The sequence below is a fragment of the Pseudomonas sp. HMSC08G10 genome, assembly GCF_001808425.1.
In the GTDB taxonomy this organism is placed as follows: Bacteria; Pseudomonadota; Gammaproteobacteria; order Pseudomonadales; family Pseudomonadaceae; genus Aquipseudomonas; species Aquipseudomonas guariconensis.
The window spans coordinates 36,378-60,923 of sequence record NZ_KV793321.1 but is presented as its reverse complement, the minus strand read 5'-3'; the positions used below and the strand labels follow the sequence as shown (position 1 = coordinate 60,923).

General features: G+C 61.8%; 24 protein-coding genes. 11 read left to right on the top strand and 13 right to left on the bottom strand.

Going from position 1 to position 24,546, the window contains the following annotated elements; translation table 11 throughout:
* The first annotated feature begins 75 nt into the window (after positions 1-75).
* Both HMPREF3173_RS17520 and HMPREF3173_RS17515 read left to right on the top strand, forming a co-directional pair.
* On the top strand, positions 76-618 hold the full coding sequence (locus tag HMPREF3173_RS17520; protein WP_070574957.1) for a PadR family transcriptional regulator: 543 nt from the start codon (positions 76-78) through the stop codon (positions 616-618).
* A complete protein-coding gene (locus HMPREF3173_RS17515) occupies positions 615-1,376 on the top strand; it encodes a siderophore-interacting protein (RefSeq protein WP_070574954.1) in 762 nt (253 codons plus the stop codon). Before HMPREF3173_RS17520 ends, HMPREF3173_RS17515 begins: the two co-directional genes overlap by 4 nt.
* 150 nt (positions 1,377-1,526) lie before the next feature.
* On the opposite strand, the gene HMPREF3173_RS17510 is transcribed toward HMPREF3173_RS17515, so the two are convergent.
* The gene (locus HMPREF3173_RS17510; RefSeq protein WP_070574951.1) at positions 1,527-2,168 is read right to left on the bottom strand and encodes a Pr6Pr family membrane protein; all 642 of its coding nucleotides are present in this window, start codon (positions 2,166-2,168) and stop codon (positions 1,527-1,529) included.
* Positions 2,168-2,389, bottom strand: a complete 222-nt coding sequence (locus HMPREF3173_RS17505; RefSeq protein WP_043206489.1) for a VF530 family protein — start codon at positions 2,387-2,389, stop codon at positions 2,168-2,170. Before HMPREF3173_RS17505 ends, HMPREF3173_RS17510 begins: the two co-directional genes overlap by 1 nt.
* Positions 2,390-2,566: 177 nt before the next feature.
* Here HMPREF3173_RS17505 and HMPREF3173_RS17500 point away from each other — a divergent pair, with 177 nt between their 5' ends.
* From HMPREF3173_RS17500 to lon, 4 genes are all read left to right on the top strand, one after another.
* A complete protein-coding gene (locus HMPREF3173_RS17500) occupies positions 2,567-4,606 on the top strand; it encodes a TonB-dependent receptor (protein ID WP_070574947.1) in 2,040 nt (679 codons plus the stop codon).
* Between the two features lie 295 nt (positions 4,607-4,901).
* Positions 4,902-6,248, top strand: coding sequence for a carbohydrate porin (locus HMPREF3173_RS17495; protein ID WP_070574944.1), 1,347 nt, complete (start codon positions 4,902-4,904; stop codon positions 6,246-6,248).
* Positions 6,249-6,278: 30 nt separating this feature from the next.
* Positions 6,279-8,690 (top strand): glucose/quinate/shikimate family membrane-bound PQQ-dependent dehydrogenase, encoded by a 2,412-nt coding sequence (locus HMPREF3173_RS17490; RefSeq protein WP_070574941.1) that lies wholly within the window; start codon positions 6,279-6,281, stop codon positions 8,688-8,690.
* A 141-nt stretch (positions 8,691-8,831) separates the two neighbouring features.
* Positions 8,832-11,255 (top strand): endopeptidase La, encoded by a 2,424-nt coding sequence (gene lon / locus HMPREF3173_RS17485; RefSeq protein ID WP_070574938.1) that lies wholly within the window; start codon positions 8,832-8,834, stop codon positions 11,253-11,255.
* Positions 11,256-11,285: 30 nt separating this feature from the next.
* On the opposite strand, the gene HMPREF3173_RS17480 is transcribed toward lon, so the two are convergent.
* Genes HMPREF3173_RS17480 through HMPREF3173_RS17465 form a run of 4 tightly spaced genes read right to left on the bottom strand, consistent with a single transcriptional unit; the run spans position 11,286 to position 13,393 of the window.
* Entirely contained in the window at positions 11,286-11,630 is a 345-nt protein-coding gene (locus HMPREF3173_RS17480; protein WP_070574935.1) for a hypothetical protein, read from the bottom strand.
* Positions 11,627-12,211 carry a hypothetical protein gene (locus HMPREF3173_RS17475; protein ID WP_070574933.1) on the bottom strand — a complete coding sequence of 195 codons (585 nt, stop codon included), beginning with the start codon at positions 12,209-12,211 and terminating at the stop codon, positions 11,627-11,629. The genes HMPREF3173_RS17480 and HMPREF3173_RS17475 overlap by 4 nt, the downstream gene beginning before the upstream one ends.
* 20 nt (positions 12,212-12,231) lie before the next feature.
* Positions 12,232-12,513: a hypothetical protein gene (locus tag HMPREF3173_RS25125; protein WP_070574930.1), complete on the bottom strand. Its 282-nt coding sequence runs from the start codon at positions 12,511-12,513 to the stop codon at positions 12,232-12,234.
* A 58-nt stretch (positions 12,514-12,571) separates the two neighbouring features.
* A complete protein-coding gene (locus HMPREF3173_RS17465; protein ID WP_070574927.1) occupies positions 12,572-13,393 on the bottom strand; it encodes an alpha-xenorhabdolysin family binary toxin subunit A in 822 nt (273 codons plus the stop codon).
* A 125-nt stretch (positions 13,394-13,518) separates the two neighbouring features.
* Between HMPREF3173_RS17465 and HMPREF3173_RS17460 the strand changes: the two genes are divergently transcribed.
* The 3 genes from HMPREF3173_RS17460 to cmoB all read left to right on the top strand — a co-directional run bounded on the left by HMPREF3173_RS17460 (position 13,519) and on the right by cmoB (position 15,691).
* Positions 13,519-13,917: a protease inhibitor I42 family protein gene (locus HMPREF3173_RS17460; RefSeq protein WP_070574924.1), complete on the top strand. Its 399-nt coding sequence runs from the start codon at positions 13,519-13,521 to the stop codon at positions 13,915-13,917.
* Positions 13,918-13,994: 77 nt separating this feature from the next.
* Positions 13,995-14,738 carry a carboxy-S-adenosyl-L-methionine synthase CmoA gene (gene cmoA / locus HMPREF3173_RS17455; protein ID WP_070574921.1) on the top strand — a complete coding sequence of 248 codons (744 nt, stop codon included), beginning with the start codon at positions 13,995-13,997 and terminating at the stop codon, positions 14,736-14,738.
* On the top strand, positions 14,735-15,691 hold the full coding sequence (gene cmoB / locus HMPREF3173_RS17450) for a tRNA 5-methoxyuridine(34)/uridine 5-oxyacetic acid(34) synthase CmoB (RefSeq protein ID WP_070574918.1): 957 nt from the start codon (positions 14,735-14,737) through the stop codon (positions 15,689-15,691). Before cmoA ends, cmoB begins: the two co-directional genes overlap by 4 nt.
* A 68-nt stretch (positions 15,692-15,759) precedes the next feature.
* On the opposite strand, the gene HMPREF3173_RS17445 is transcribed toward cmoB, so the two are convergent.
* Positions 15,760-15,963, bottom strand: coding sequence for a DUF2790 domain-containing protein (locus HMPREF3173_RS17445; RefSeq protein WP_043206477.1), 204 nt, complete (start codon positions 15,961-15,963; stop codon positions 15,760-15,762).
* A gap of 264 nt (positions 15,964-16,227) precedes the next feature.
* On the opposite strand from HMPREF3173_RS17445, the gene HMPREF3173_RS17440 reads away from it, so the two are divergent.
* Positions 16,228-16,902 (top strand): heavy metal response regulator transcription factor, encoded by a 675-nt coding sequence (locus HMPREF3173_RS17440; protein ID WP_070574915.1) that lies wholly within the window; start codon positions 16,228-16,230, stop codon positions 16,900-16,902.
* Positions 16,899-18,281 carry a heavy metal sensor histidine kinase gene (locus HMPREF3173_RS17435; RefSeq protein WP_070574912.1) on the top strand — a complete coding sequence of 461 codons (1,383 nt, stop codon included), beginning with the start codon at positions 16,899-16,901 and terminating at the stop codon, positions 18,279-18,281. Before HMPREF3173_RS17440 ends, HMPREF3173_RS17435 begins: the two co-directional genes overlap by 4 nt.
* Positions 18,282-18,324: 43 nt before the next feature.
* Here HMPREF3173_RS17435 and pdxJ read toward each other — a convergent pair whose 3' ends face one another.
* The 6 genes from pdxJ to lepA all read right to left on the bottom strand — a co-directional run bounded on the left by pdxJ (position 18,325) and on the right by lepA (position 24,335).
* The gene (gene pdxJ / locus HMPREF3173_RS17430; RefSeq protein ID WP_371906691.1) at positions 18,325-19,047 is read right to left on the bottom strand and encodes a pyridoxine 5'-phosphate synthase; all 723 of its coding nucleotides are present in this window, start codon (positions 19,045-19,047) and stop codon (positions 18,325-18,327) included.
* 62 nt (positions 19,048-19,109) lie between these two features.
* The gene (gene recO, locus HMPREF3173_RS17425) at positions 19,110-19,793 is read right to left on the bottom strand and encodes a DNA repair protein RecO (protein ID WP_070574906.1); all 684 of its coding nucleotides are present in this window, start codon (positions 19,791-19,793) and stop codon (positions 19,110-19,112) included.
* A 133-nt stretch (positions 19,794-19,926) separates the two neighbouring features.
* The gene (gene era / locus HMPREF3173_RS17420) at positions 19,927-20,829 is read right to left on the bottom strand and encodes a GTPase Era (protein WP_043206472.1); all 903 of its coding nucleotides are present in this window, start codon (positions 20,827-20,829) and stop codon (positions 19,927-19,929) included.
* Positions 20,822-21,511, bottom strand: a complete 690-nt coding sequence (gene rnc, locus HMPREF3173_RS17415; protein WP_043206471.1) for a ribonuclease III — start codon at positions 21,509-21,511, stop codon at positions 20,822-20,824. Before rnc ends, era begins: the two co-directional genes overlap by 8 nt.
* Positions 21,512-21,675: 164 nt before the next feature.
* Positions 21,676-22,530, bottom strand: coding sequence for a signal peptidase I (lepB, locus tag HMPREF3173_RS17410; RefSeq protein WP_043206470.1), 855 nt, complete (start codon positions 22,528-22,530; stop codon positions 21,676-21,678).
* A gap of 5 nt (positions 22,531-22,535) precedes the next feature.
* A complete protein-coding gene (gene lepA, locus HMPREF3173_RS17405; RefSeq protein ID WP_043206469.1) occupies positions 22,536-24,335 on the bottom strand; it encodes a translation elongation factor 4 in 1,800 nt (599 codons plus the stop codon).
* Between the last annotated feature and the right edge of the window lie 211 nt (positions 24,336-24,546).

The following is a 24,546-nucleotide window of genomic DNA, read 5'->3' as shown; positions in this document are numbered from 1 at the left end:
CATTTTGGTGCTTGTGTTTAGATATATCTTGAGTAATATCTTGCGATATATCGAAACACACGGAACCGACTCTCCATGCGCGACCACGTCCCACACGACCCCTTCGAACGCCGCCCCTCCCGCGGCGAGCGTGGCCCGCGGGTCTTCGCCCCTGGCGATCTGAAGCTGCTGATGCTGTCGATGCTGGCCGATCAGCCCGGTCACGGTTATGACCTGATCCGCCAGATCGAAAGCCTGTTTGACGGCAGCTATACCCCAAGCCCGGGGGTCATCTACCCGACCCTGAATTTTCTCGAGGAAGCCGAGCTGATCACCGGCCAGGTCCAGGGCAGCAAGCGCCTCTACGTCATCACCGAAGCGGGGCGTGAGGCCTTGGCCGAGCAGGCTGTGGCGCTCGATGGCGTGCGTATGCGCATCGAAGTCAGCAAACGCGCCCTGCGTGGGCACGATCGCCCGCCAGAGATCCACGAAGCAGTCGGTAACCTGCGTCACGCCCTGCACATGCATAGCGGTCGCTGGACGCTCGAGGAGATCGAGCGGGTACGCACCCTGCTCAACGACACTGCCAAGGCCATCGCCTCAGGCCCCACCGAGGCTGTTACGGAGAACACCCCATGAGCGATACGATCCATCGCATCAACCATGAGATCCGCCAACGCCGCCTGCAGGTGCTGCGGGTCACCGACCTGACTCCGCGCATGCGCCGCATCACCTTGGGCGGCACAGAACTGCAAGGCTTCACCAGCGTGGGCAGCGATGATCACATCAAGCTGCTATTCGCCCTCTCCCCCGAAGAGCAACAGGCCATCGACGCCCGCAATCTCGGTCGCGATGGTGGCGCTCGTCCGACCATGCGCGAGTACACGCCCCGACGCATCGACCTGGTGGTCAATGAATTGGATATCGATTTCGTGCTACATGGCGATGGCCCGGCATCCACCTGGGCGGCGCAGGCTGCACCGGGCCAAACCCTGGACATCGCCGGCCCACGCGCCTCGATGGTGGTGCCGGACATATTCGACAGCTACCTGCTGATCGGCGACGAAACCGCGATCCCCGCCATCGGTCGACGTCTCGAAGAATTGCCTGCTGGCCGCCGGGTGCTGGCGCTGATCCAGATCGAAGACGAGCAGGAGCAGCAGCCATTGCCGAGCAAGGCGCAAGTCGAGGTGATCTGGGTGCATCGCCACCAGGACGACCTGTTGGCCATGCTCGAGCAACTGGCGCTGCCGCCCGGTGCGCTGTACGCCTGGGTTGCATTGGAAAAGACCCTGACCCGCCAGGCCAAGGCATTGCTGCTGGAAAAAGGTGTGAAGGACGATGCGCTGAAAGCTGCGGCCTACTGGCGCCATGACGGCAGTGCCGATGACGAATGATGTTCTGCAGCTCATGCGTTGCAGGTACAACTGGCATGCTCTGTAGCGTCTTCTTCGCAGGTAAACCCGGTTGCGCAGGTACTCCGCTGCTATAGGGAACACCGCTGTACCTGTGGGAGTAGGGTTACCCGCGAACGGGTCGACACTGCCTCAACAGGCCTGCGTCGACCGACGCCCCCGCCAGCGATCCACCCCGACCAACACCAACCCGATCCCCCAGAATCCCACAAGCACGCCCAAGGCATTGAGCAGCACCTGCCCATAGCCAAGACTCGCGACATCGATGAACGGGTACGCATAAACGCCGATCTCCCGCCCTCGCCACAAGGCATAGGCAAAATACATTGCTGGGTACAGGGTCCACGCCGCCAAGTGCCACAGCCGCAAGCTGCCCTTGGGCACCACACGCCACCAATACAGCACGCATACCAGCGGCATCACATCGTGCAGCAATTCATCGGCCACCCATTGCCAGCCCTGGGGTTGCCACAGATGGCGCAGCAGCACGCTGTAGGCGAGCGCGACCAGCACGATGCTCGCGGTGATGCCGGAACCCACCACGGGCGAAAGGAAGAACCGCTGCGCACACGATGCCCGGCCAAACGCCGCATAGCTGAGCACTGTCGCGACCAGGGTATTGGTCAGCACCGTGAAGTAACCAAACACATTCACCAGACCGCCGATCAGGCTGGCCTGCTCCTCCCAGCGGGCCCACAACACCAGGTAGACCTGTATCGCCAGGCCCGTCCAGCCGAGCCACGCGGCGAAGGTCAGCCAGGAATGACGCGGCATCAGCCAGCCCGCTGGAGTTTCACGTAGAGCTGCTCGACCTTCTCCCGCGCCCAGGGCGTCTTGCGCAGGAAGGTCAGGCTCGACTTGATGGTCGGGTTGCTCTTGAAGCAACGAATGTCGATGCGCTCGGCCAGGCCTTGCCATTGGTAGTGGGCCACCAGCTCGGTGAGGATCTGCTCCAGCGTCTTGCCGTGCAGCGCGTTGTGTTGGGCCGTGCTCATGCCTGTGCTCCCGCGGGTAAAGATGCGCACCTTACACGAGTGTAGTGACAGGCGGCGCTGATTCGGCATTGCGAGATGCATTTGCACAAATGCGCTGGCCAAAGCGTGAACCCTTGTGCTGCAATAGAGATGTTATATTGTAACAATAAAGCTCTCTGCCAAGGAACGTCACACCCCATGCGTCACATGTCGCTGCGCCTCTCCCCCCTCGCTGCCGCCCTCTGGCTGGCCTCCATGCCCAGCCAGGCCGTGGAACTGGAACCCCAGGTCATCACCGCCAACCCTTTGGGCAATCGCCAATTCGCCGCGCCCAACACGGTGCTACAAGGCGACGACCTGCTGCATCAACAGCAAGGCAGCCTGGGCGAGACCCTCAACAAACAGCCCGGCGTCGCTTCGACCTGGTTCGGTCCCGGCGCTAGTCGCCCGGTGATCCGCGGCCTGGATGGCGACCGGATCCGCATCCTGCGCAACGGCGTGGGCGCACTGGATGCTTCATCGCTGTCCTATGACCACGCCGTCCCGCTGGATCCGGTCAACGTCGAACGCATCGAAATCGTCCGCGGCCCGGCCGCCCTGCTCTACGGCGGCAATGCCATCGGCGGTGTGGTCAACACCTTCGACAACCGCATTCCCGACTCGCCCATCGAGGGGATCCACGGCGCCGGCGAGCTGCGCTACGGCGGCGCCGACACCACCCGCAGCAGCGCCGGCAAGCTGGAGGCCGGCAATGGGGCTTTCGCCTTGCACCTGGACGCCAACAGCCGCCAGTTCAACGACCTGCGTATCCCAGGCTATGCCCGCAGCTCGAAAGTGCGCGACAGCGATGAACCCGGCAGCCGTCATCGACTGGAAAATAGCGACGGACGCCAGGATGGCGGCGCCATCGGCGGTGCGTACCATTGGGACCACGGCTACACCGGCCTTTCTTACAGTCGCTACGACAGTAACTACGGCTCGGTCGCAGAGCCCGGGGTCCGCCTGGACATGCAGCAGGATCACTATGGTTTTGCCAGCGAGCTGCGCGACCTCGAAGGCCCGTTCAGCTCGATCAAAGTCGATGCGGGCTACACCGATTACCAGCACCGCGAGATCGAAAGCGGCGAAGTCCACACCACATTCAAGAACAAAGGCTACGAGGCGCGGATCGAAGCACGCCACCAGCCCTTCGGCCCCGTCGAGGGCGTCCTGGGCGCGCAAATCAGCCGCAACGAATTCTCCGCCCTGGGCGAGGAAGCGTTCGTCCCCCACACCGACACCGACAGCCTGGCGCTGTTCATGCTCGAACAATGGCAGACCAGCGAGCGCTTGAACCTGAGCCTCGGCGCGCGTCTGGAACACACCCGCATCGATCCGGATGCCAAGGGCAACGCCACCTTTGCCAGTGCCGACAACTCGCAAAGCTTCACTGCCGCAAGTCTCTCGTCCGGCGCGGTGTACCAACTCGACCCGGTCTGGTCGCTGGCCGCGAACCTCGCCTACACCGAGCGCGCCCCGACCTTCTACGAGTTGTACGCCAACGGCGCACACGTAGCCACGGGCGCCTTCGAAGTGGGCGACCCGAATCTGAACAAGGAGAAAGCCGTTTCCACCGACCTGGCCCTGCGCTTCGACAATGGCCCCCACAAGGGCAGCGTGGGCGTGTTCTACAGCCATTTTCGCAACTACATCGGCCTGATCGGCACCGGCAACCTGCGCGAAGGTCATGACCACGACCATGATGATCACGATCACGATCACGACCACAGCGAACTGCCCGAATACCTGTACCAAGGCGTGCGCGCCCGCTTCTATGGCATCGAAGCCCAAGACCGCTGGCAGTTGGCCGAAAACCGCTACGGCAGCTTCGCACTGGAGCTCTCAGGCGATTACACCCGCGCCAAGAACCTTGACAGCGGCGAGCCTCTGCCGCGTATCGCGCCGCTACGCCTGAACAGCGGTTTGCTCTGGGAGCGGGATCGCTGGCAAGCGCGGGTCGACGTGCAGCACGCGGCCTCGCAGCACCGCAAACCCGCCAACGAGACCAGTACCGACGGCTACACCACCCTCGGCGCCAGCCTGGGCTACCGCTTCGATATCGGTCAGAGCGACTGGCTGGTATTCGTGCGCGGAGAAAACCTGACCGACCAGACCGTGCGCTATGCCAGCTCGATCCTGCGGGACATTGCACCAGCGCCTGGACGTAGCGTACAGGTGGGATTGCGCACCTCGTTCTAAGCATTCTGGCGGCGCCAGGGGCCCAATCGCGATGGTCCGGAGCCAGGACAAGCCAGTTCCCTCGGTGGCGCGGGAGCTGGTGAAGCCTGCAAAAGGCTGCAGAACTGCCCCAACTATTACTCTCTGAGCAACAATCCGCTGCGACAATTTGTCTTTTTTTCTTACAACTTCCCCTATATCCTCCACGCCGCACGCTGAAACGCTTCATCCACGAACCTTGCAGCCATTTCCATTGAAGGGCCCGCCCTTCGATGCGCTTGCCGTTTTTTCAATAATCAAAAGATAGCGCTATCTCATGCTCCAACTGCCCAAAACCCGTTTTTCCAGCTTCGCCCTCGTCACTATTCTGGGCGGGTTGTCGTCCACCAGCGCAGCCCATGAGCTGTTCGCCAGCGACTCCCCGTGGATGCTTGGCGACTGGGGCGGCACCCGCACCGAGCTATTGGAAAAAGGCTACGACTTCACTTTCGGCTACACCGGCGAGATGGGCAGCAACCTGCATGGTGGCTATGACCACGACCGCACCGCGCGCTATAGCGACCAGTTCACCTTTGCCAGCCACCTAGACCTGGACAAGATCCTTGGCTGGCACGATGCCGAATTCAAGCTGGCGATCACCGAGCGCCATGGCCAGAACATCAGCAACGACCGGATCAACGACCCACGCGTGGGCGGCTTCACCTCGGCCCAGGAAGTCTGGGGTCGCGGCCAGACCTGGCGACTCACTCAGATGTGGATCAAGCAGAAGTACTTCGATGGCGCACTGGACGTGAAATTCGGCCGTTTCGGCGAAGGCGAGGACTTCAACAGCTTCCCGTGCGACTTCCAGAACCTGGCCTTCTGCGGTTCCCAGGTGGGCAACTGGGTCGGTGGCATTTGGTACAACTGGCCGGTCAGCCAATGGGCCCTGCGCGTGCGCTACAACCTCAACGACTCGCTGTACGCCCAGGTCGGCGTCTTCGAACAGAACCCCTCGAACCTTGAAAGTGGTAACGGCTTCAAGCTCAGCGGCAGCGGTACCCAGGGCGCGGTCATGCCGATCGAACTGGTGTGGAGCCCCCGGGTCAATGGCTTGGAAGGGGAATATCGCGCTGGCTACTACTACAGTAATGCCAAGGCACAGGATGTTCTGAAGGACAGCAACGGCCAGCCGGCGGCCTTGAGCGGCCAGGCCTATCGCAGCAGCTCGAGCAAGCATGGCTTCTGGCTCGGTGCCCAGCAGCAAGTGACGTCGCTGGCCTCGGACCACTCCCGCGGCCTGAGCCTGTTCGCCAATGCCACGATGCACGACAAGAAGACCAATGCCATCGATAACTATGTTCAGGCAGGTGTGGTGTACAAAGGGCCCTTCGATGCCCGCGCCAAGGACGACATTGGTTTCGCCCTCGCCCGCGTGCACGTCAATCCCGGCTATCGCAAAAATGCCCGCCTCATCAACCAGGCCGCCGGCCTGGACGACTACGACAACCCTGGCTACCTGCCCGTCCAGGACACCGAATACAGCGCCGAGCTCTACTACGGCATTCACCTGGCCGACTGGCTCACCGTACGACCCAACCTGCAATACATCCGCCATCCAGGCGGTGTGTCGCAGGTCGACGCCGCCCTGATCGGCGGCCTGAAAATTCAGAGCAGTTTCTAACCCACCCCTTCGACCTACGGAGAACATACGATGAGCACTGACGGTGCCAAGAATGGAACCCGCTGGCTACCGCGCCTTCTGGGCGTGCTGCTGTTGCTGATGGGCCTGGCCCTGCTGGCAGGCGGCATCAAGCTGAGCCAGCTGGGAGGATCCCTGTACTACCTTATCGCCGGCATTGGCTTTGCCCTGTCCGGCATCCTCCTGCTGGCCATGCGCCGCATCGCTCTGGGCCTGTATGGCTTGATGCTGTTGGGCAGCACGATCTGGGCACTGTGGGAAGTCGGCCTGGACTGGTGGCAACTGGTGCCACGTCTGGCGATCTGGTTCGCCGTCGGTGTCCTCCTGCTGCTGCCGTGGGCACGTCGTCCGCTGATCGGACCGTCGTCGAAAATCAACACCGCGCTGCTCACCGTCGCGGTGGTCGCCGCCGGCGCCAGCGCCCTGGGCAGCCAGTTCACACACCCGGGCGAGACCTTCGGCACGCTCAATCGCGATAACAGCGAAATGGGCAGCGCAGCCCCCGACATGCCGGACGGCGAATGGCAAGCCTACGGCCGTACAGAACACGGCGACCGCTACTCGCCGCTGCGCCAGATCACCCCGCAGAATGCCTACCGCCTGGAAGAGGCCTGGCGCATCCGCACCGGTGACCTGCCGACCGATGACGACCCGGTAGAGCTGACCAACCAGAACACGCCGCTGAAGGTCAACGGCATGCTCTATGCGTGCACCGCTCACAGCAAGCTGCTGGCCCTGGATCCGGACACCGGTGCCGAGATCTGGCGCTTCGACCCGCAGATCAAGAGCCCGACTGGCTCGCTCAAGGGCTTTGCACACATGACCTGCCGCGGCGTTTCGTACTATGACGAAAACCGCTACGTCAGCCGCGACGGCAAGCCTGCGCCAAAGATCTCCGACGCAGGCCAGATCGTGGCCCAGACCTGCCCGCGCCGCCTGTACCTGCCGACCGCCGACGCCCGCCTGATCGCCATCAACGCCGACAACGGCAAGGTCTGCGAAGGCTTCGCCAACCAGGGCGTGATCGACCTGACCACCGGCCTTGGGCCCTTCACCGCCGGCGGGTACTACTCCACCTCGCCAGCGGCGATTACCCGCGAGTTGGTGATCATTGGCGGTCACGTCACCGACAACGAGTCGACCAATGAGCCGTCCGGCGTGATCCGCGCCTACGACGTGCACGACGGCCACCTGGTGTGGAACTGGGACAGCAACAATCCAGAGGACACCAAACCGCTTGCCGCCGGCCAGACCTACAGCCGCAATTCGGCCAACATGTGGTCGATCGCCAGCGTCGACGAAGACCTGGGGATGATCTACCTGCCGCTGGGCAACCAGACCCCCGACCAGTGGGGCGCCGACCGTACCCCAGGCGCCGAGAAGTACAGCGCCGGTATTGTCGCCCTGGACCTGGCCACCGGCAAAGTGCGCTGGAACTACCAGTTCACCCACCACGACCTGTGGGACATGGACGTGGGCAGCCAGCCGACCCTGGTGCACCTGAAAACCGACGATGGCATCAAGCCCGCGGTCATCGTGCCGACCAAGCAAGGCAGCCTGTACGTGCTTGACCGTCGCGACGGCACGCCGATCGTGCCGATCCGTGAGATTCCGGTCCCCCAAGGCGCCGTCAAAGGCGATCACACCGCACCGACCCAGGCACGCTCCGACCTCAACCTGCTCGGCCCCGAGCTGACCGAAAAGGCCATGTGGGGCGCAACGCCGTTCGATCAGATGCTCTGCCGCATCCAGTTCCGCAGCCTGCGCTATGAGGGCCAGTACACCCCGCCGTCCGAGCAGGGCTCGCTGGTCTACCCAGGCAACGTTGGCGTGTTCAACTGGGGTAGCGTGTCGGTCGACCCGGTTCGCCAGGTGCTGTTCACCTCACCGAACTACATGGCGTTCGTTTCGAAGATGGTGCCACGCGAGCAAGTCGCCGCCGGCAGCAAGCGCGAGAGCGAGACCAGTGGCGTGCAACCGAACACCGGCGCGCCTTACGCGGTGATCATGCACCCGTTCATGTCGCCTTTGGGCGTACCGTGCCAGGCCCCGGCCTGGGGTTACGTCGCGGCGATCGACCTGTTCACCAACAAGGTGATCTGGAAGCACAAGAACGGCACCACCCGTGACAGCACCCCGGTACCGATCGGCCTGCCGGTCGGTGTACCGAGCATGGGTGGCTCGATCGTCACCGCAGGTGGCGTAGGCTTCCTCAGTGGCACCCTGGACCAATACCTGCGCGCCTATGACGTGCACAACGGCAAGGAGCTGTGGAAAGCCCGCCTGCCCGCAGGTGGCCAAGCCACGCCGATGACCTACACCGGCAAGGATGGCAAGCAGTACGTGCTGGTCACCGCCGGCGGCCACGGCTCGCTGGGCACCAAGATGGGCGACTACATCATCGCCTACAAGCTCGCCGACTAAGCGGCAAGCTGCAAGCGACAAGAGAAAGCGGGGCCGACAAGGTCCCGCTTTTTTCTTGCAGCTTGAAGCTCGAAGCTTAAAGCTTGAAACCCATCCCCCCCCGCCCCATCTAAGCACCATAGTCATTTGCGCAGGTGCCCCATGAGCGACCAGCAGGATCTACCGGACCATCCAGACGAACACGAAACAGTCGAACATCTCCACGCCAAGGCCACCCCCGGCCACCACCTTGCCCTGCCCGGCCAACAACTGCCGGACAAGGTCTATGTGATCCCGATCCACAACCGCCCGTTCTTCCCGGCCCAGGTCCTGCCGGTGATCGTCAATGAAGAACCTTGGGCAGAAACCCTGGATCTGGTCGCCAAGACCCCGCACCACTCCCTGGCCCTGTTCTTCCTGGACGAGCCGCCAGAAGACCATCGTCATTTCGACACCTCGTCCCTGCCGCAGTACGGCACCTTGGTCAAGGTCCACCACGCCAGCCGCGAGAACGGCAAGCTGCAGTTCGTCGCCCAAGGCCTGACCCGGGTGCGCATCCGGACCTGGCTCAAGCACCATCGCCCACCCTACTTGGTGGAAGTGGACTACCCGCATCAACCCGCCGAACCCACCGATGAGGTGAAGGCCTATGGCATGGCCCTGATCAATGCGATCAAGGAGCTGCTGCCGCTCAATCCGTTGTACAGCGAAGAGCTGAAGAACTACCTCAACCGCTTCAGCCCCAACGACCCATCGCCCTTGACCGACTTCGCCGCCGCGCTGACCTCGGCTACCGGCGCGCAGTTGCAGGAAGTGCTCGACTGTGTGCCGATACTCAAGCGCATGGAAAAAGTCCTGCCGATGCTGCGCAAGGAGGTCGAGGTCGCGCGTCTGCAAAACGAGATCTCCGCCGAGGTCAACCGGCAGATTGGCGAACACCAGCGCGAGTTCTTCCTCAAGGAACAGCTCAAGGTCATCCAGCAGGAGCTGGGCCTGACCAAAGACGACCGTAGTGCCGACCTGGAGCAGTTCCAGCAGCGCCTGGAAGGCAAGACCCTGCCGGAGCAGGCGAAAAAGCGCATCGACGAGGAAATGAACAAGCTGTCGATCCTCGAGACCGGTTCGCCGGAATACGCCGTCACTCGCAACTATCTGGACTGGGCCACCGCACTGCCCTGGGGCGTTTACGGCCAAGACAAGCTTGACCTCACCCATGCGCGCAAAGTCCTCGACCAGCATCACGCCGGGCTGGACGACATCAAGGATCGGATCCTGGAGTTCCTTGCCGTTGGGGCCTGGAAAGGCGAAATCAGCGGTTCCATTGTCCTGCTGGTCGGTCCGCCCGGGGTGGGCAAGACCAGTATCGGCAAGTCCATCGCCGAAAGCCTCGGCCGGCCGTTCTTCCGCTTCAGCGTCGGCGGCATGCGCGACGAGGCGGAGATCAAGGGCCACCGACGCACCTATATCGGCGCCCAGCCGGGCAAGCTGGTGCAGGCCCTGAAGGACGTCGAGGTGATGAACCCGGTGATCATGCTCGACGAGATCGACAAGATGGGCCAGAGCTATCAAGGCGATCCGGCCTCGGCGCTGCTCGAAACCCTCGACCCCGAACAGAACGTCGACTTCCTCGATCATTACCTGGACCTGCGCCTGGACTTGTCCAAAGTGCTGTTCGTGTGCACCGCCAACACCCTGGACTCGATCCCCGGCCCACTGCTCGACCGCATGGAAGTGATCCGCCTCTCCGGCTACATCACCGAAGAGAAACTGGCGATCGCCAAGCGCCACCTGTGGCCCAAGCAACTGGCCAAGGCCGGGGTCGCCAAATCCAGCCTGAGCATCAGCGACAGCGCCCTGCGCATGGTGATCGAGGGGTATGCACGCGAGGCCGGGGTGCGCCAGCTGGAAAAACAGCTGGGCAAACTGGTGCGCAAGGCAGTGGTCAAGCTGCTCGAGACGCCGCAGGCCAAGCTCAAGATCGGCACGAAGGATCTGGAAGCCGCACTTGGTATGCCGGTGTTCCGCAGCGAGCAGGTACTCGCTGGCAAGGGCGTGATCACCGGCCTTGCCTGGACCAGCATGGGCGGTGCCACCTTGCCGATCGAAGCCACTCGTATCCATACCCTCAACCGTGGCTTCAAGCTCACCGGCAAGCTGGGCGATGTGATGAAGGAATCGGCCGAGATCGCCTACAGCTATGTCAGCTCGAACCTCAAGCAGTACGGTGGCGACCCGAGTTTCTTCAACGAAGCCTTCATCCACCTGCACGTACCCGAGGGCGCCACGCCCAAGGATGGGCCGAGCGCCGGCATCACCATGGCAAGCGCCCTGTTGTCGCTCGCCCGGGACCAGGCGCCGAAAAAAGGCGTGGCCATGACCGGTGAACTGACACTCACCGGGCAGGTGCTACCGATTGGTGGGGTCCGTGAGAAGGTAATCGCCGCGCGGCGACAGAAGATCTTCGAACTGATCCTGCCAGAGGCCAACCGCGGCGACTTCGAAGAGCTGCCGGACTATCTACGTGAGGGGCTGACTGTGCATTTCGCCAAGCGCTATGCCGACGTGGCGAAAGTGTTGTTCGCTTGATCGAACAGAGGGGCCACGGCCCCTCTGTTTTCAGGCAAAAGCCTCACGCAATCGCTGCGCGTGCACGGCAACCTGTTTCCACTGTCCCAAGAATATTTTGAAGTACACCATGAAAAGCGCCAGCTCTCGCTGGCGTTTCACTTTGCTCAAATGATTGTGTGCACTTTCGACATACGAGCCTATCGCTTGCCAAGCCGTATGAAGTTTTTCAATATTGCCATGCACGCCAGCCAGCTGTAGATCACGCACGTCAAACAAAGCCCCAAGCTGCTCGCGATCTTCTTCTTCAAAAGTCGCTTTCCGACAGTTTGTCCAAAACGGCTCGAATCTCAGCGTGCACTTGCGCACTTCAACCGTATCAAGCGCTTTGATCACCCTATCCAGGTCGGGCTGTAATTCACGCCGATGCGTTTCGCGAAAGTCCTCGATACCTGACATATATTCAGTGAGATGAGGGCGGTATGCAGTGCCTCGATCTTGGACGACTCGGCGTCTATTTCGGCTTTCGAGGCGACACTGGTCGTTTCCAGTTCCATCTGCTGCCTGAATAAACGGGCTTCGTCGCGTGAGGCGTTGGGGGCAGACAAAGCCGACAACTCCGTAGAAGCATTCTTTACGCCACTGATTTGACTCGTCAGATTCGACAGCACTTTATTGATTGTTTCCTGGGCAATGAACAGAAGCTCAGGGTCTTCGCCGATGTCCTCAAGCGCATCGACGATATCCTCTAACCCGCTTGCATGCAGCTCTGCCTCCATTCGCAGGGCTTGAGTTGCTATTCGCTTGGTCATGCTGTCCAGAAACTTGGCATGCCGCTCAATCGATTCATACAACGTCGGCAAGGGCTTCAGGTTGCCCTGCTGCCACTCAAGCAGGAAAACACGAGTCGTCGAGAGAATGTCGTCCAGCGCTGGTTGCTGGCTGGCAGGCGACAGATAGGAAACCTTGGCATTCATGGTGATAGTCCGTTAATGAATTAGCGTGCCGATGCGGCATTGTCGAAAACCGCTGTCAGTTGCAGCGAAGTGCGCTCGATTTCCTTCCACTGCCGGAGGAATCGTTTGAAAAAGATCAGGAAGATCGCCAGCCGCTGGCCATCGGTGATCTTTCCGAGCTCTTCGATGGAACTGGTGATGTAGACCTGGACACGCTCCCAGACCGTCTGCAAATGGGAGGCTGAGGTCAGGACATCGTTAAGACGCACGTCCAGATCATCCACAAACTGGGTCATTTCCTTGAGCCGGCCTTCCAGATTCACACGGGCCTTCAGTTTCGCTGCGACCACCTTGCGCTGTTGTTCTAACTTTTTACGTTGCTTACGCGCAGATTCTGCTTTGGCGCCATAGATCGCACCGCCGACAATAGCCCCCAGCGGCCCCCCAGCGAGGCTGTTCAGTCCGTTGGCGAGGTACCTGTCGTATTCTTTGTTTAAGTTCGCCGATCTCGACGTCGAGGGCTTTGAGTTCCGTGCGCAACGCTTCAACCAGCCCGTCTTGTTTCTTGCGTTTTAGCGCCTTGTCCTTGTTGCCGACTGCAGGCAGCAACTCCTTTTTAACGGTGTCCCTGAAGGCTTCGCTGTCTTTCTTTACACCGTCTACACGCTTGGCATAGTTCCTGACATCGTCGTTGAGGATTTGCATGTACTCGACCAGTTGCGTGACGACTTTCTGGTCCTCGGCGCCCAGCTTGACCGGCCTCGCGAGCGCCACCTGCTCCCAGGTCATTTGCGGTTTCAGAAATCTCAGGCGACTGCACTCTTCAACAATTTCCTCGCCAACGACATCGATCAAGTTGGCGGTGGTTACCAGTTCGCTCGAGAGCCGCTTGCTGCGATCTGACAGTGTTGTCCAGACGTTGGCATGACGACGCAGCCCCTCAAACAGGCTGGACATGGCTGAGGGCTTCAGCTCAGGCTCATCGATGGTCTTGTAGCCCAGCCATTGCTCAACGGTTTGCGGGGTCTTGGGTAGACCAAAAACAAAGTTGGCATATTGGTTGATGGTGACGATGTGCTCGCGGCTGAGTGTCAGGCCACCCTCATTACTACCGTCGCGCTCGGCCATGGCTGTAACCATTGCTACAGGTTGACTGGCCGCCTCATTTGCCAGCGTTTCATAGCTGGCTCTTTGGAAACTCATACATTTCTCCTTGTACCCAAACCTGGCTGGTTTGGTGGTACAAAGCTTTGACTCGCCCCGATGAGTCATCAGATGGCAATCGTTCCGCCTACAAGATCTATTGGTATTTTCAGACAGGAGACTTCATGAGATCTCGCCTTGCACTGTTTCCCCTGGCCCTCGGGCTATTGAGCGCCTGCAGCCAAACCCCGTCCTCCCCTGAACCTATCGTTGTGGAAAAAGCCAGTGAGTGCCCAATCACCCTGGTGCCCGGGCAAACATTGACCTTGCGCTTGCCCAGCAATCCCAGCACCGGTTACCGCTGGCTGGTTCAACACCCGGCGGCCAACATCCTGCGCAGCCTGGGCCCTGAGGTGTACAGCGATCCAGAAGACACAGGTGTGGTGGGCAGTGCGGGCCAGTCCTTGTGGCGCTTCCAGGCCCAGGGCCAAGGCGTGAGCCATCTCATTCTGGTGTATCAGCAACCCTGGGCACCCGAAGTGCGCCCCGCACAGACCTTCGACTGCGCCGTGACGGTCGACTGAACCTGCCCAGAGGCGATGCGCAAACGGTCAGGGTTGGCTAAAATGCACGCTCTTTACCACCCCCACCTGGTACTTCCGTGAGCCAACAACCCGACCGCCTCTTCGCCCAGCCCTTGGAGCAGGTGCCCGACTTTGCCTTCAACGAGGACGTGGTGCGGGTGTTCCCGGACATGATCAAGCGTTCGGTGCCAGGTTACCCAACCATCGTCGAGAACCTCGGCGTGCTCGCCGCCCGCTTCGCCCAGCCGCACACCGCGCTGTACGACCTGGGCGCGTCGCTGGGCGCGGTGACCCAGTCCCTGCGCCGCCACGTGCGTGCCGACGGCTGCCGGGTGATCGCGGTGGACAACTCCGCAGCCATGGTCGAGCGTTGCCGCCAGTACCTCACCGCCCAGGACTCGATGTTCCAGGAGCTGTTGCCGGTACAGGTGCTGGAGGCCGATATCCTGGCCTTGCCCTTCGAGCCGGCCTCGGTGGTGGCGATGAACTTCACCCTGCAGTTCATCGCCCCGGACCAACGCCTGGCACTACTCGGTCGCATCCGCCAGGCGCTGCTGCCCGGCGGCGCGCTCGTCCTCTCCGAGAAGCTGCGTTTTGCCGATGACCAGGAGCAGGACCTGCTCAACGAGTTGCACCTGGACTTCAAGCGTGCCAATGGCTACAGCGAACTGGAAATCGCCCAGAAGCGCAGCGCCATCGAAAACGTGATGAAACCCGACACCCTGCAGACCCACAAAGACCGCCTGCATGCCGCTGGCTTCTCCAAGGTCGTGCCTTGGTTCCAATGCCTCAATTTCGCCTCACTGATTGCCCTGCCATGATCGACCTCTCTCCCCTCGTCCGCCGCCTGGCGGGCACGCCCCTTGCCACGTGGTCCCAAGGCCTGCAAGCACAACTGCACGCCAAGCTGGAGAAAGGCCATGGCGATCTCGATCGTTGGCGCGGCGCGCTGGATGCCCTGCCGGATCTGCTGCCCAGCGAGGTCGACTTGCAAAACGGCCTGCGTCTGGACAGCGACTGTGACGATGCCACCCGCGCCCGGATGCACCAAGCGTTGATGGGGCTCTCGCCCTGGCGCAAGGGGCCGTTCGACCTGTTCGGCGTCCACGTGGACACCGAATGGCGCTCTGACTGGAAGTGGTCGCGGGTAAGCCCACATCTGGATCTCAAAGACAAACGCGTGCTCGACGTCGGCTGCGGCAATGGCTACTACCAGTGGCGCATGCTAGGTGCCGGCGCCGACATGGTGATCGGCGTGGACCCCAACTGGCTGTTCTTCTGCCAGTTCCAGGCCGTGCAAAAGTACCTGCCAGAGCTTCCCGCCTGGCATCTGCCCTTCGCTCTGGAAGAGCTGCCAGCGAACCTAGAAGGCTTCGACACCGTGTTCTCCATGGGCGTGTTCTATCACCGACGCTCGCCCATCGAGCACCTGCTGGCGCTCAAGGACTGCCTGGTCAAAGGTGGCGAGCTGGTGCTGGAAACCCTGGTCGTCGAGGGCGACGAACACCAGGTGCTGGTGCCCGAGGACCGCTACGCACAGATGCGCAACGTTTGGTTCCTGCCGTCGGTGCCGGCCCTGGAGCGCTGGCTGCGCCGTGCCGGGTTCAGCGACGTGCGCTGTGTCGATGTCAGCGTCACCAGCGTGGACGAGCAGCGCAGCACCGACTGGATGCGCTACCAGTCGCTGGCCGACTTCCTCGATCCGAAGGATCACAGCCGCACCATCGAGGGCCTCCCGGCCCCACGTCGTGCCACCTTGCTGGCACGCAAATAAAAAAGGCGCCCCCGTAGGGGCGCCAGACTCGCCTTCGTCAGAGGAGCGCCTGCGAAGGCGGCTACACGTCAATCCTTGGCCAATTCACGGGCCTTCTCGTTCGCCTTGCGCTCACGCGCCACCACGGCTTGCTCTTTGTCGCCATGCAAGCGCTGCTGGTCTTGCCGGAACGCCTCCCAGAACTGCCTGGAACGCTCGGCGCCGCCTTCGGCCATTGCCCCGGAACTGCCCAGGGCGAGTACAGCCAACAACAAGTATTGGGTCAGGTTCATCGTGTTTGCCTCGTGATAACCAGTCATTCGAGGCCATCGTAGCGAGGCGCAGCTAACGCCAAGGTGAGCCGGACATTACAGTGTTGCAAGACTTGAGCGGCGTTTCGGCACAGACTTGCGCAACGCCTTACAGCCACATTTCCAGCCCATTACAAATCCGTTATTCAAGCTTTCCGCTCGGTTGCATCCCGTAACATCGGCAACCTTGACCCTGATCTCGCTACAGGGTCGAGAATCGCCACCTTTCATTACACCGAGCTTCCCATGCGCCTACTGATCATCGAAGACGAACTGCGTACCGCTGATTACCTGCAACAGGGTCTGCGCGAGAACGGCTACGTGGTCGACTGCGCCCCTACCGGTATCGATGGGCTGCACATGGCCCGCCAGCAGGCCTATGACCTGGTGATCCTCGACGTCAACCTGCCCGGCCTGGACGGCTGGGGCGTACTGCAACGCCTGCGCAGCGAATCGGCCACGCGGATCATGATGCTTACGGCCCATGGCCGCCTGGACGACCGGGTCAAAGGCCTGGACCTGGGCGCCGACGACTATCTGCTCAAGCCCTTCGAGTTCCCGGAATTGCTGGCTCGAATCCGCAGCCTACTGCGGCGTAACGACCAGCATTTGCAACCGAGCACCCTACGCGTCGCCGACCTGGAACTGGACCCTGGCCGCCACCGCGCCTACCGCGCAGGCCGACGCATCGACCTGACCGCCAAGGAGTTCGCCCTGCTGCACCTGTTGATGCGCCAGAGCGGCGAAGTGTTGTCGCGCACGCAGATCATCTCGCTGGTCTGGGACATGAATTTCGATTGCGACACCAATGTGGTGGAGGTGTCGATCCGCCGCCTGCGGGCCAAGATCGACGACCCGTTCGACGACAAACTGATCCACACCCTGCGCGGCGTGGGTTACGTGCTCGAGGCCAGGCCATGAAACCTGCCAGCCTGTCCCTGCGTCTCGGGCTGTCGGTGACCCTGATGGGCGCCACCCTGGTGCTGCTGCTGGCTTGCCTGGCCGTGTTCGCTCTGCAGCACGAGCTGGACAGTCGGGCCCGCAAGGACCTGGACCGTAAGATGCTGCAGATCGAACACAACCTGCGCGTCGATCTACGCAACGAGGATCTGGCCCGCCGCGCCCATCCCTTGCTCGATGTGATCATGGGCCATGACAACCTGAGCCTGAGCATCCTGGCACTCGACGGTCGTCACCCCTCGCTGCTGAGCCTAGGCCCTGCACTGGAGGCCCGCCTGAACGCGCTGCCGGTCGGCGACCGGCTGAGCTTCCACCAGTGGCGCGACAGTGCCGATAACCAGATCCTCACCGCCACCCGCCTGATGCGCCTGCGCGACGACACCACCGTTCGGGTGATGATGTCGCTCAATCGCGCCGACGATAACGCCCTGCTCCAGGCCTACCTGAACTCGACCTTGCTGGCCCTGCCCCTGTTGCTGGTACTGATCGGCCTCAGTGCCTGGAAGCTGATGCAAATGGGATTGCGCCCTTTACGTCACTTTCGCCGGATCGCCGGGCGCGTCTCGGCCCAGGACCTGGGGCATCGCCTTCCCGACACAGGCTTGCCGGTGGAACTGGCCGAACTGGCCAAGGCCATCAATGTCATGCTCGATCGCCTGGACCAGGGTGTACGCCAGCTCTCGCAATTCTCCGATGATCTGGCCCATGAGCTGCGCACGCCCATCGGTAATCTGATGGGCAAGGCCCAGGTCACCCTGGCCCGAGACCGAGACGGCACCCACTATCGGGAAGCACTGGAAGACAGTGTCGAGGAGTTGACCCGCCTCAACCGCATCATCAACGACATGTTGTTTCTCGCCCAGGTCAGCCAACCCCAGGCCCAGGTCCTGTTCGGGCCACTGGCCCTGGCCCAGGAAGCGCAGCGGGTCTGTGAGCTGTTCGCCGTCAGCGCCGAGATCAAGGGGATCGAACTGCATCTGCAGGGTTGGGGAACGGCCATGGCCGATCGCCTGATGTTCCAGCGGGCGCTGTCCAACCTGTTGAGCAATGCCATCCGCCACTGCCCGGAGAACCAGGTGGTGACGGTCCTGATCGAGCGCCAGGGCGATGAGATACACCTAGGGGTGAGGAACCCAGGACCTGGCATAGCCGAGAGCCATTTGCCGCACCTGTTCGAACGCTTCTACCGCGCTGGATGCGGACGCTCGCGGCTGGAGGGTGGGACAGGATTGGGACTGGCAATCGTGAAGTCGATCATGCAGTTGCATGGCGGACGAGTCGAGGCCAGCAGCACGCCTGCTGGCCCTACCCGCTTCACCTTGGTATTCCGAGCGCAATGACGGGGGCTGTACCGGTGAAGGGGCCAGTACAGCCGAACGGCAATTAGCGAGAAGCCGCTACGATCAGCGCCTTCATCTCGGCCACCGCCGCCTTGAAACCGACGAACAGCGCATGGGCCACCAGCGCATGGCCGATGTTCAGTTCGTTGATACCCTTGATCGCCGCCACCGCCTCGACGTTGTGGTAGTGCAGGCCATGGCCGGCATTGACGATCAGCCCCTGCCCTACCCCCACGGCCACGCCGTCAATGATCCGCTGCAGCTCTTCAGCCACCTCACTCGGGGTTTCGGCATCGGCATAGCGGCCGGTGTGCAGTTCGATCGCCGGCGCACCGACACGGCGCGAGGCTTCGATCTGACGTGCGTCCGGATCGATGAACAGCGACACTTCAGCCCCTGTGCGCGACAGACGCTCCACCGCAGCCTTGATCCGCGCCTCCTGGCCAGCCACGTCCAGGCCACCCTCGGTCGTCAGTTCCTGGCGGGTTTCAGGCACCAGGCAGATATGCGCTGGGCGGATCTTCTCGGCAAAGGCCATCATTTCTTCGGTGATGCCCATTTCGAAGTTCATGCGGGTCTGCAGCACGTCCTTGAGCAGCAGCACGTCGCGCTCCTGGATATGCCGGCGGTCTTCACGCAGGTGCACGGTGATACCGTCGGCGCCCGCTTCCTCGGCATCCAGCGCGGCCTTGACCGGGTCTGGGTAACGGGTGCCCCGGGCCTGGCGAAGGGTCGCCACGTGGTCGATGTTGACGCCAAGAAGCATGCGGTTGCTGTGAGTCACGAAAGGGCTCTCCTGAAAGTTGAGCCCCACAGCATACGATGTGCTCAACGCTTGCGAAACAGTTCCCGACTCACCAGCGGCTTCGGCCCCAGGTGCACCGCCAGGGCCTGGCGCATCAAGCGCTTGGCAGCGAGCAACGCACCCGGGGCTTGCCAATCGGCCTCGGCCAGCGCCAGCAGCTCTGCCCCGGTGAACAACCCAGGCTGCGCCAGGTAAACCCGCTCCAGGCCCGCATCGACCTGCAGGCGATACAGGCCTTGGGTGTCGATGGGCTCGTCGTTGATATCGTGGGTCAGGGCAAAGGCATAACCCAACTCGTCCAACAGGCGCCACTCGAAGGCACGCAGCAGCGGCTCCAGGGGCCGACCGGCGGCCAGGGCCTGCAGCGTCAAGGTGTAGTGCTCGAACAACGCAGGATGCGGCGCCTCCGCAGGCAGCAGGCGCATCAGCAGCTCATTGAGGTACAGCCCGCTGAACAAGGCATCGCCATGCAGCCAGCCGCCGATGCCGACACCGTCCAGGCGACCGACGTTCTTCAACTCACCTCGCCCACGCAGTTCCACCTCCAGCTCCACGAACGGCCGGACCAGGCTGCCGCCCTTGCCCCGGGCACGGCGCAGCACCGCACGTACACGGCCTTGGGGCGTAAGGAAGTCCACCAGCGCGCTGGTTTCCTTGTAGGCACGGCTGTGAAGCACGTAGGCCGGCTGGCCGGCGGGTTGTTCCATCAGCAATCTCTGGGGGTTGAATGTGCCTGTGGGAGCGGGCTCACCTTCGACTGCATCAGTGAATCCACTGTCACATTCGAGGGTGAACCCGCTCCCACAGGGTACGAGCCAGCATGTCTGTTGGCTGGAGCGGTTACAGGTCGCCGTAGCCCAGCGAGCGCAGGGCGCGCTCATCGTCGGACCAGCCGCCTTTGACCTTGACCCACAGGTTGAGCATGACCTTGGCGTCGAACAGCACTTCCATATCCTTGCGCGCGTCCGAGCCGATGCGCTTGATGCGCTCGCCCTTGTCACCAATGATGATCTTCTTCTGACCGTCACGCTCGACCAGGATCAACGCATGGATATGCAGCACATGGCCCTGCTGCTTGAATTCCTCGATCTCCACGGTGATCTGGTACGGAAGCTCAGCACCGAGCTGGCGCATAATCTTTTCGCGCACCAGTTCCGCGGCCAGGAAGCGGCTGCTGCGGTCGGTGATCTGATCTTCCGGGAAGAAATGCTCGTTCTCGGGCAGATGCTTGGCGATCAACGCTTCCAAGGCTTCGAGGTTGTGGCCTTGCTGGGCGGAAATCGGCACGATCTCGGCATTGGGCAACTGCTGCTGCAGCCACTGCAAGTGCGGGATCAGCTCGGCTTTCTCATCCATGCGGTCGGTCTTGTTGACCGCCAGGATCACCGGGCCGCTCACGTACTGCACACGCTCGAGCACCAGTTGGTCCTCGTCGGTCCAGCGGGTCCGGTCGACCACGAAGATGACTACGTCGACATCCTTCAAGGCAGCCGATGCGTTGCGGTTCATGTAGCGGTTCAAGGCCTTGTCGTTGGCCTTGTGCATACCGGGCGTATCGACGTAGATCGCCTGCACGTCGCCCTCGGTCTTGATACCGAGCATGTTGTGCCGGGTGGTCTGCGGCTTGCGCGAGGTGATCGCCAACTTCTGGCCGAGGATGTGGTTGAGCAGCGTGGACTTGCCCACGTTGGGGCGACCCACGATCGCGACATAGCCGCAACGGGTCGAAGTGTTCTCAGTCATTGCCATTCTCCACGCCAAGGGCGATCAATGCAGCAGCGGCGGCGACCTGCTCGGCGATACGCCGGCTCACGCCCTGGCCACGGCTCTTGTTGTTCAGCAGCACCACCTCGCATTCGACGAAGAAGGTACGGCAGTGCGGTTCGCCCTGGATGTCCACCACTTCATAGCGTGGCAGTTCGCAGGCACGCGACTGCAGGAACTCCTGCAGACGAGTCTTGGGGTCTTTGTTGGTGTCGACCAGAGTCAACCCATCGAACTCACCGGCCAGCCAGGCCAGGATGCGTTCGCGTGCGGTCTCCATGTCGGCGTCCAGGTAGATCGCCCCGATCAGCGCTTCGAGGGCATCGGCCAGGATCGACTCCCGCCGGAAACCACCGCTCTTGAGCTCACCCGAGCCCAAGCGCAGGTATTCGCCCAGATCGAAGCCCCGCGCCAGGCGGGCCAGGGTCTCACCTTTGACCAGACGGGCGCGCAGGCGCGAGAGCTGGCCTTCGCGGGCCTGCGGAAAACGCTCGAACAGCGCTTCGCCGGCCACGAAGTTGAGGATGGCATCGCCCAGAAACTCCAGGCGCTCGTTGTTGCGCCCGGCATAGCTGCGATGAGTCAGGGCCAGGAGCATCTGGTCCTGGTTCTTGAAGGTATAGCCGAGCTTGCGCTCCAGGCGCGCGAGGGAAGCACTCATGGGGCCACCCGTGGATTGTTCAACGCGTTGTTCAAATCAACATCCTGAAAGACTGTTTGGCTGTGGCCCACCACCTTGTGGGCGGCGGAATCTCTCGATCCCTGAGAACACAGCCTATGTCAGAAATGCATTCGGCGCTGTCTGTCAGACAGCGCCGTTGGGTATCAATGGATCAGGCCTACCCGCGACAGGTTGGGGAAGTGGCTGAGCTTGGGCTCCGGCCAGCTCATCCAGACCGCGAAGGCCTTGCCGACAATGTTGCGATCCGGAACCATACCGTGCAGTTCCTTCGGAATGTTCGGATCGTCCCAGTAGCGGCTGTCGTTGGAGTTGTCGCGGTTGTCACCCATCATGAAGTAATGGCCAGCCGGAACGGTCCATTGCTGGTCCGGCGGCATGCGGTAGCGGCTCATTTCCTTGCGGATCAGGTGCTCGGCCTCGCCGAGTTTTTCCTTGTACAGCTGGGCACTGCCCAGGGTGCCTGGCTCGGTACCGACCAACTGCTCGGCGACCGGCTGGCCATTGACGTACAGACGCTTGTCGCTGGTGTAGCGCACCTGATCGCCCGGCAGCCCGACCACACGCTTGATGTAGTTGACATTCGGGTCGCTCGGGTAGCGGAACACCATCACGTCGCCGCGCTGCGGGTCACCCACCTCGATGACTTTCTTGTCGATCACCGGCAGGCGAATACCGTAGGAGAACTTGTTCACCAAGATGAAATCGCCCACTTCCAGAGTCGGTTTCATCGATCCCGATGGGATCTGGAACGGCTCGACCAGGAACGAACGCAACACCAGCACGATGAACAGCACCGGGAAGAACGACTTGCCGTACTCGACGAGCAACGGCTCCTTGTTCAGGCGCTCGAGCACTGCCATCTCGGGCTGGCTGACGCTGCCCTGGTAGTTGGCGACCGCCGCTCGCCGGCGCGGAGCCAGGAACAGCAGGTCGATCAAACCCAACAGGCCGCAGACAGCTACGGCGATGACTAGCAACAGCGGGAAATTTAGCGACATAGGACCTAGCTATCCAACCTGAGCACGGCGAGGAAGGCTTCCTGTGGGATCTCCACGTTGCCGACCTGCTTCATGCGTTTCTTACCGGCCTTCTGCTTCTCCAGCAGCTTTTTCTTACGGCTGACGTCACCGCCGTAGCACTTGGCCAGTACGTTCTTTCTGAGCGCCTTGACGGTCGTACGGGCGACGATCTGGCCACCGATGGCTGCCTGGATCGCCACATCGAACATCTGCCGAGGGATCAGCTCCTTCATCTTCTCAGTCAGCGCACGGCCCTTGTAGTGGGCATTGTCGCGGTGAACGATCAGCGCCAGGGCGTCTACCTTGTCGCCGTTGATCAGCACGTCCAGCTTGACCAGGTTGGCCGACTGGTAGCGATCGAAATGATAGTCCAGCGAAGCGTAACCGCGGCTGGTGGACTTGAGTTTATCGAAGAAGTCCAGCACCACTTCGTTCATCGGCAGGTCGTAGCGCACCTGTACCTGGCTGCCGAGGAACTGCATGTCGCGCTGCACGCCACGCTTCTCGATACACAGGGTGATGACGTTACCCAGGTGCTCCTGAGGCACGAGGATGGTGGCGGTGACGATTGGCTCACGGAAGTCCTGGACCGCAGAAACATCCGGTAGCTTGGATGGGTTGTCGACGTAGATGGTCTCGCCGGTCTTGAGCACCAGCTCGTAGATCACGCTCGGCGCGGTGGTGATCAGGTCCAGGTCGTATTCGCGCTCCAGGCGCTCCTGAATGATCTCCATGTGCAACATGCCGAGGAAGCCGCAACGGAAGCCGAAGCCCAGGGCGTCGGAGCTTTCCGGCAGGTATTGCAGCGAGGAGTCGTTCAGGGTCAGCTTCGACAGTGCGTCGCGGAAATCTTCAAAATCGTCGGAGCTGACCGGGAACAGGCCGGCATAAACCTGCGGCTGGATCTTTTTGAAGCCTGGCAGCACTTCGACCTCTGGGGTCGAGGACAGGGTCAGGGTGTCACCGACCGGTGCCCCGTGAATGTCTTTGATGCTGGCGATGATGAAGCCCACCTCGCCCGCCTTGAGGTCGGCGGTCTGCGTGTGTTTCGGGGTGAAGACACCGACGCTGTCCACCAGATGCACCTTGCCGGTGGACTTGACCAGGATCTTGTCCCCTTTCTTGACCCGGCCATGACGCACGCGGACCAGGGAGACGACACCCAGGTAATTGTCGAACCAGGAATCGATGATCAGTGCCTGCAGAGGAGCATCGATTTCGCCTTCGGGGGCCGGAATGGTCTGCACCAGACGCTCGAGGACCTCATCGACGCCCATGCCGCTCTTGGCGCTGCACGCCACGGCGTCGGTGGCGTCGATGCCGATGATCTTCTCGATCTCGTCCTTGACGCGGTCTGGGTCGGCCTGGGGCAGGTCCATCTTGTTAAGCACCGGCATGACCTCCAGGCCCTGCTCGATAGCGGTGTAGCAGTTGGCCACGGACTGGGCCTCGACACCCTGACCGGCGTCTACGACCAGCAGCGCGCCTTCGCACGCGGCCAGGGAACGGCTGACTTCATAGGTGAAGTCGACGTGGCCGGGAGTATCGATGAAATTCAGCTGGTAGACCTTGCCGTCCTGAGCCTTATAGCTCAGCGTGACGCTGTGGGCCTTGATGGTGATCCCGCGCTCACGCTCCAGATCCATGGAATCGAGGACCTGGGCTTCCATTTCGCGTGCCGACAGGCCACCGCACATCTGGATGAAACGGTCGGCCAGCGTCGACTTGCCATGGTCGATGTGGGCGATGATGGAGAAATTGCGGATATGACTCAAATCACTCACGGGTCAACACTCGAAAAGGCTGCGAGCCGGACGCCCGCCGAAAAATAGCCGGGAATTGTACCTTAAGCCGCAGGGATATGGGAGATTCCAGATCAAGCGACATGGTAACGAGCGCTGCCCTGTGGGAGCCCCGAATTGCGCGCGCCCGGGGCTACCCGCAGCCCTTGGACGAGGGTCGACGGCGGAAAATTTCATGAAAAAGGGCAGCCGA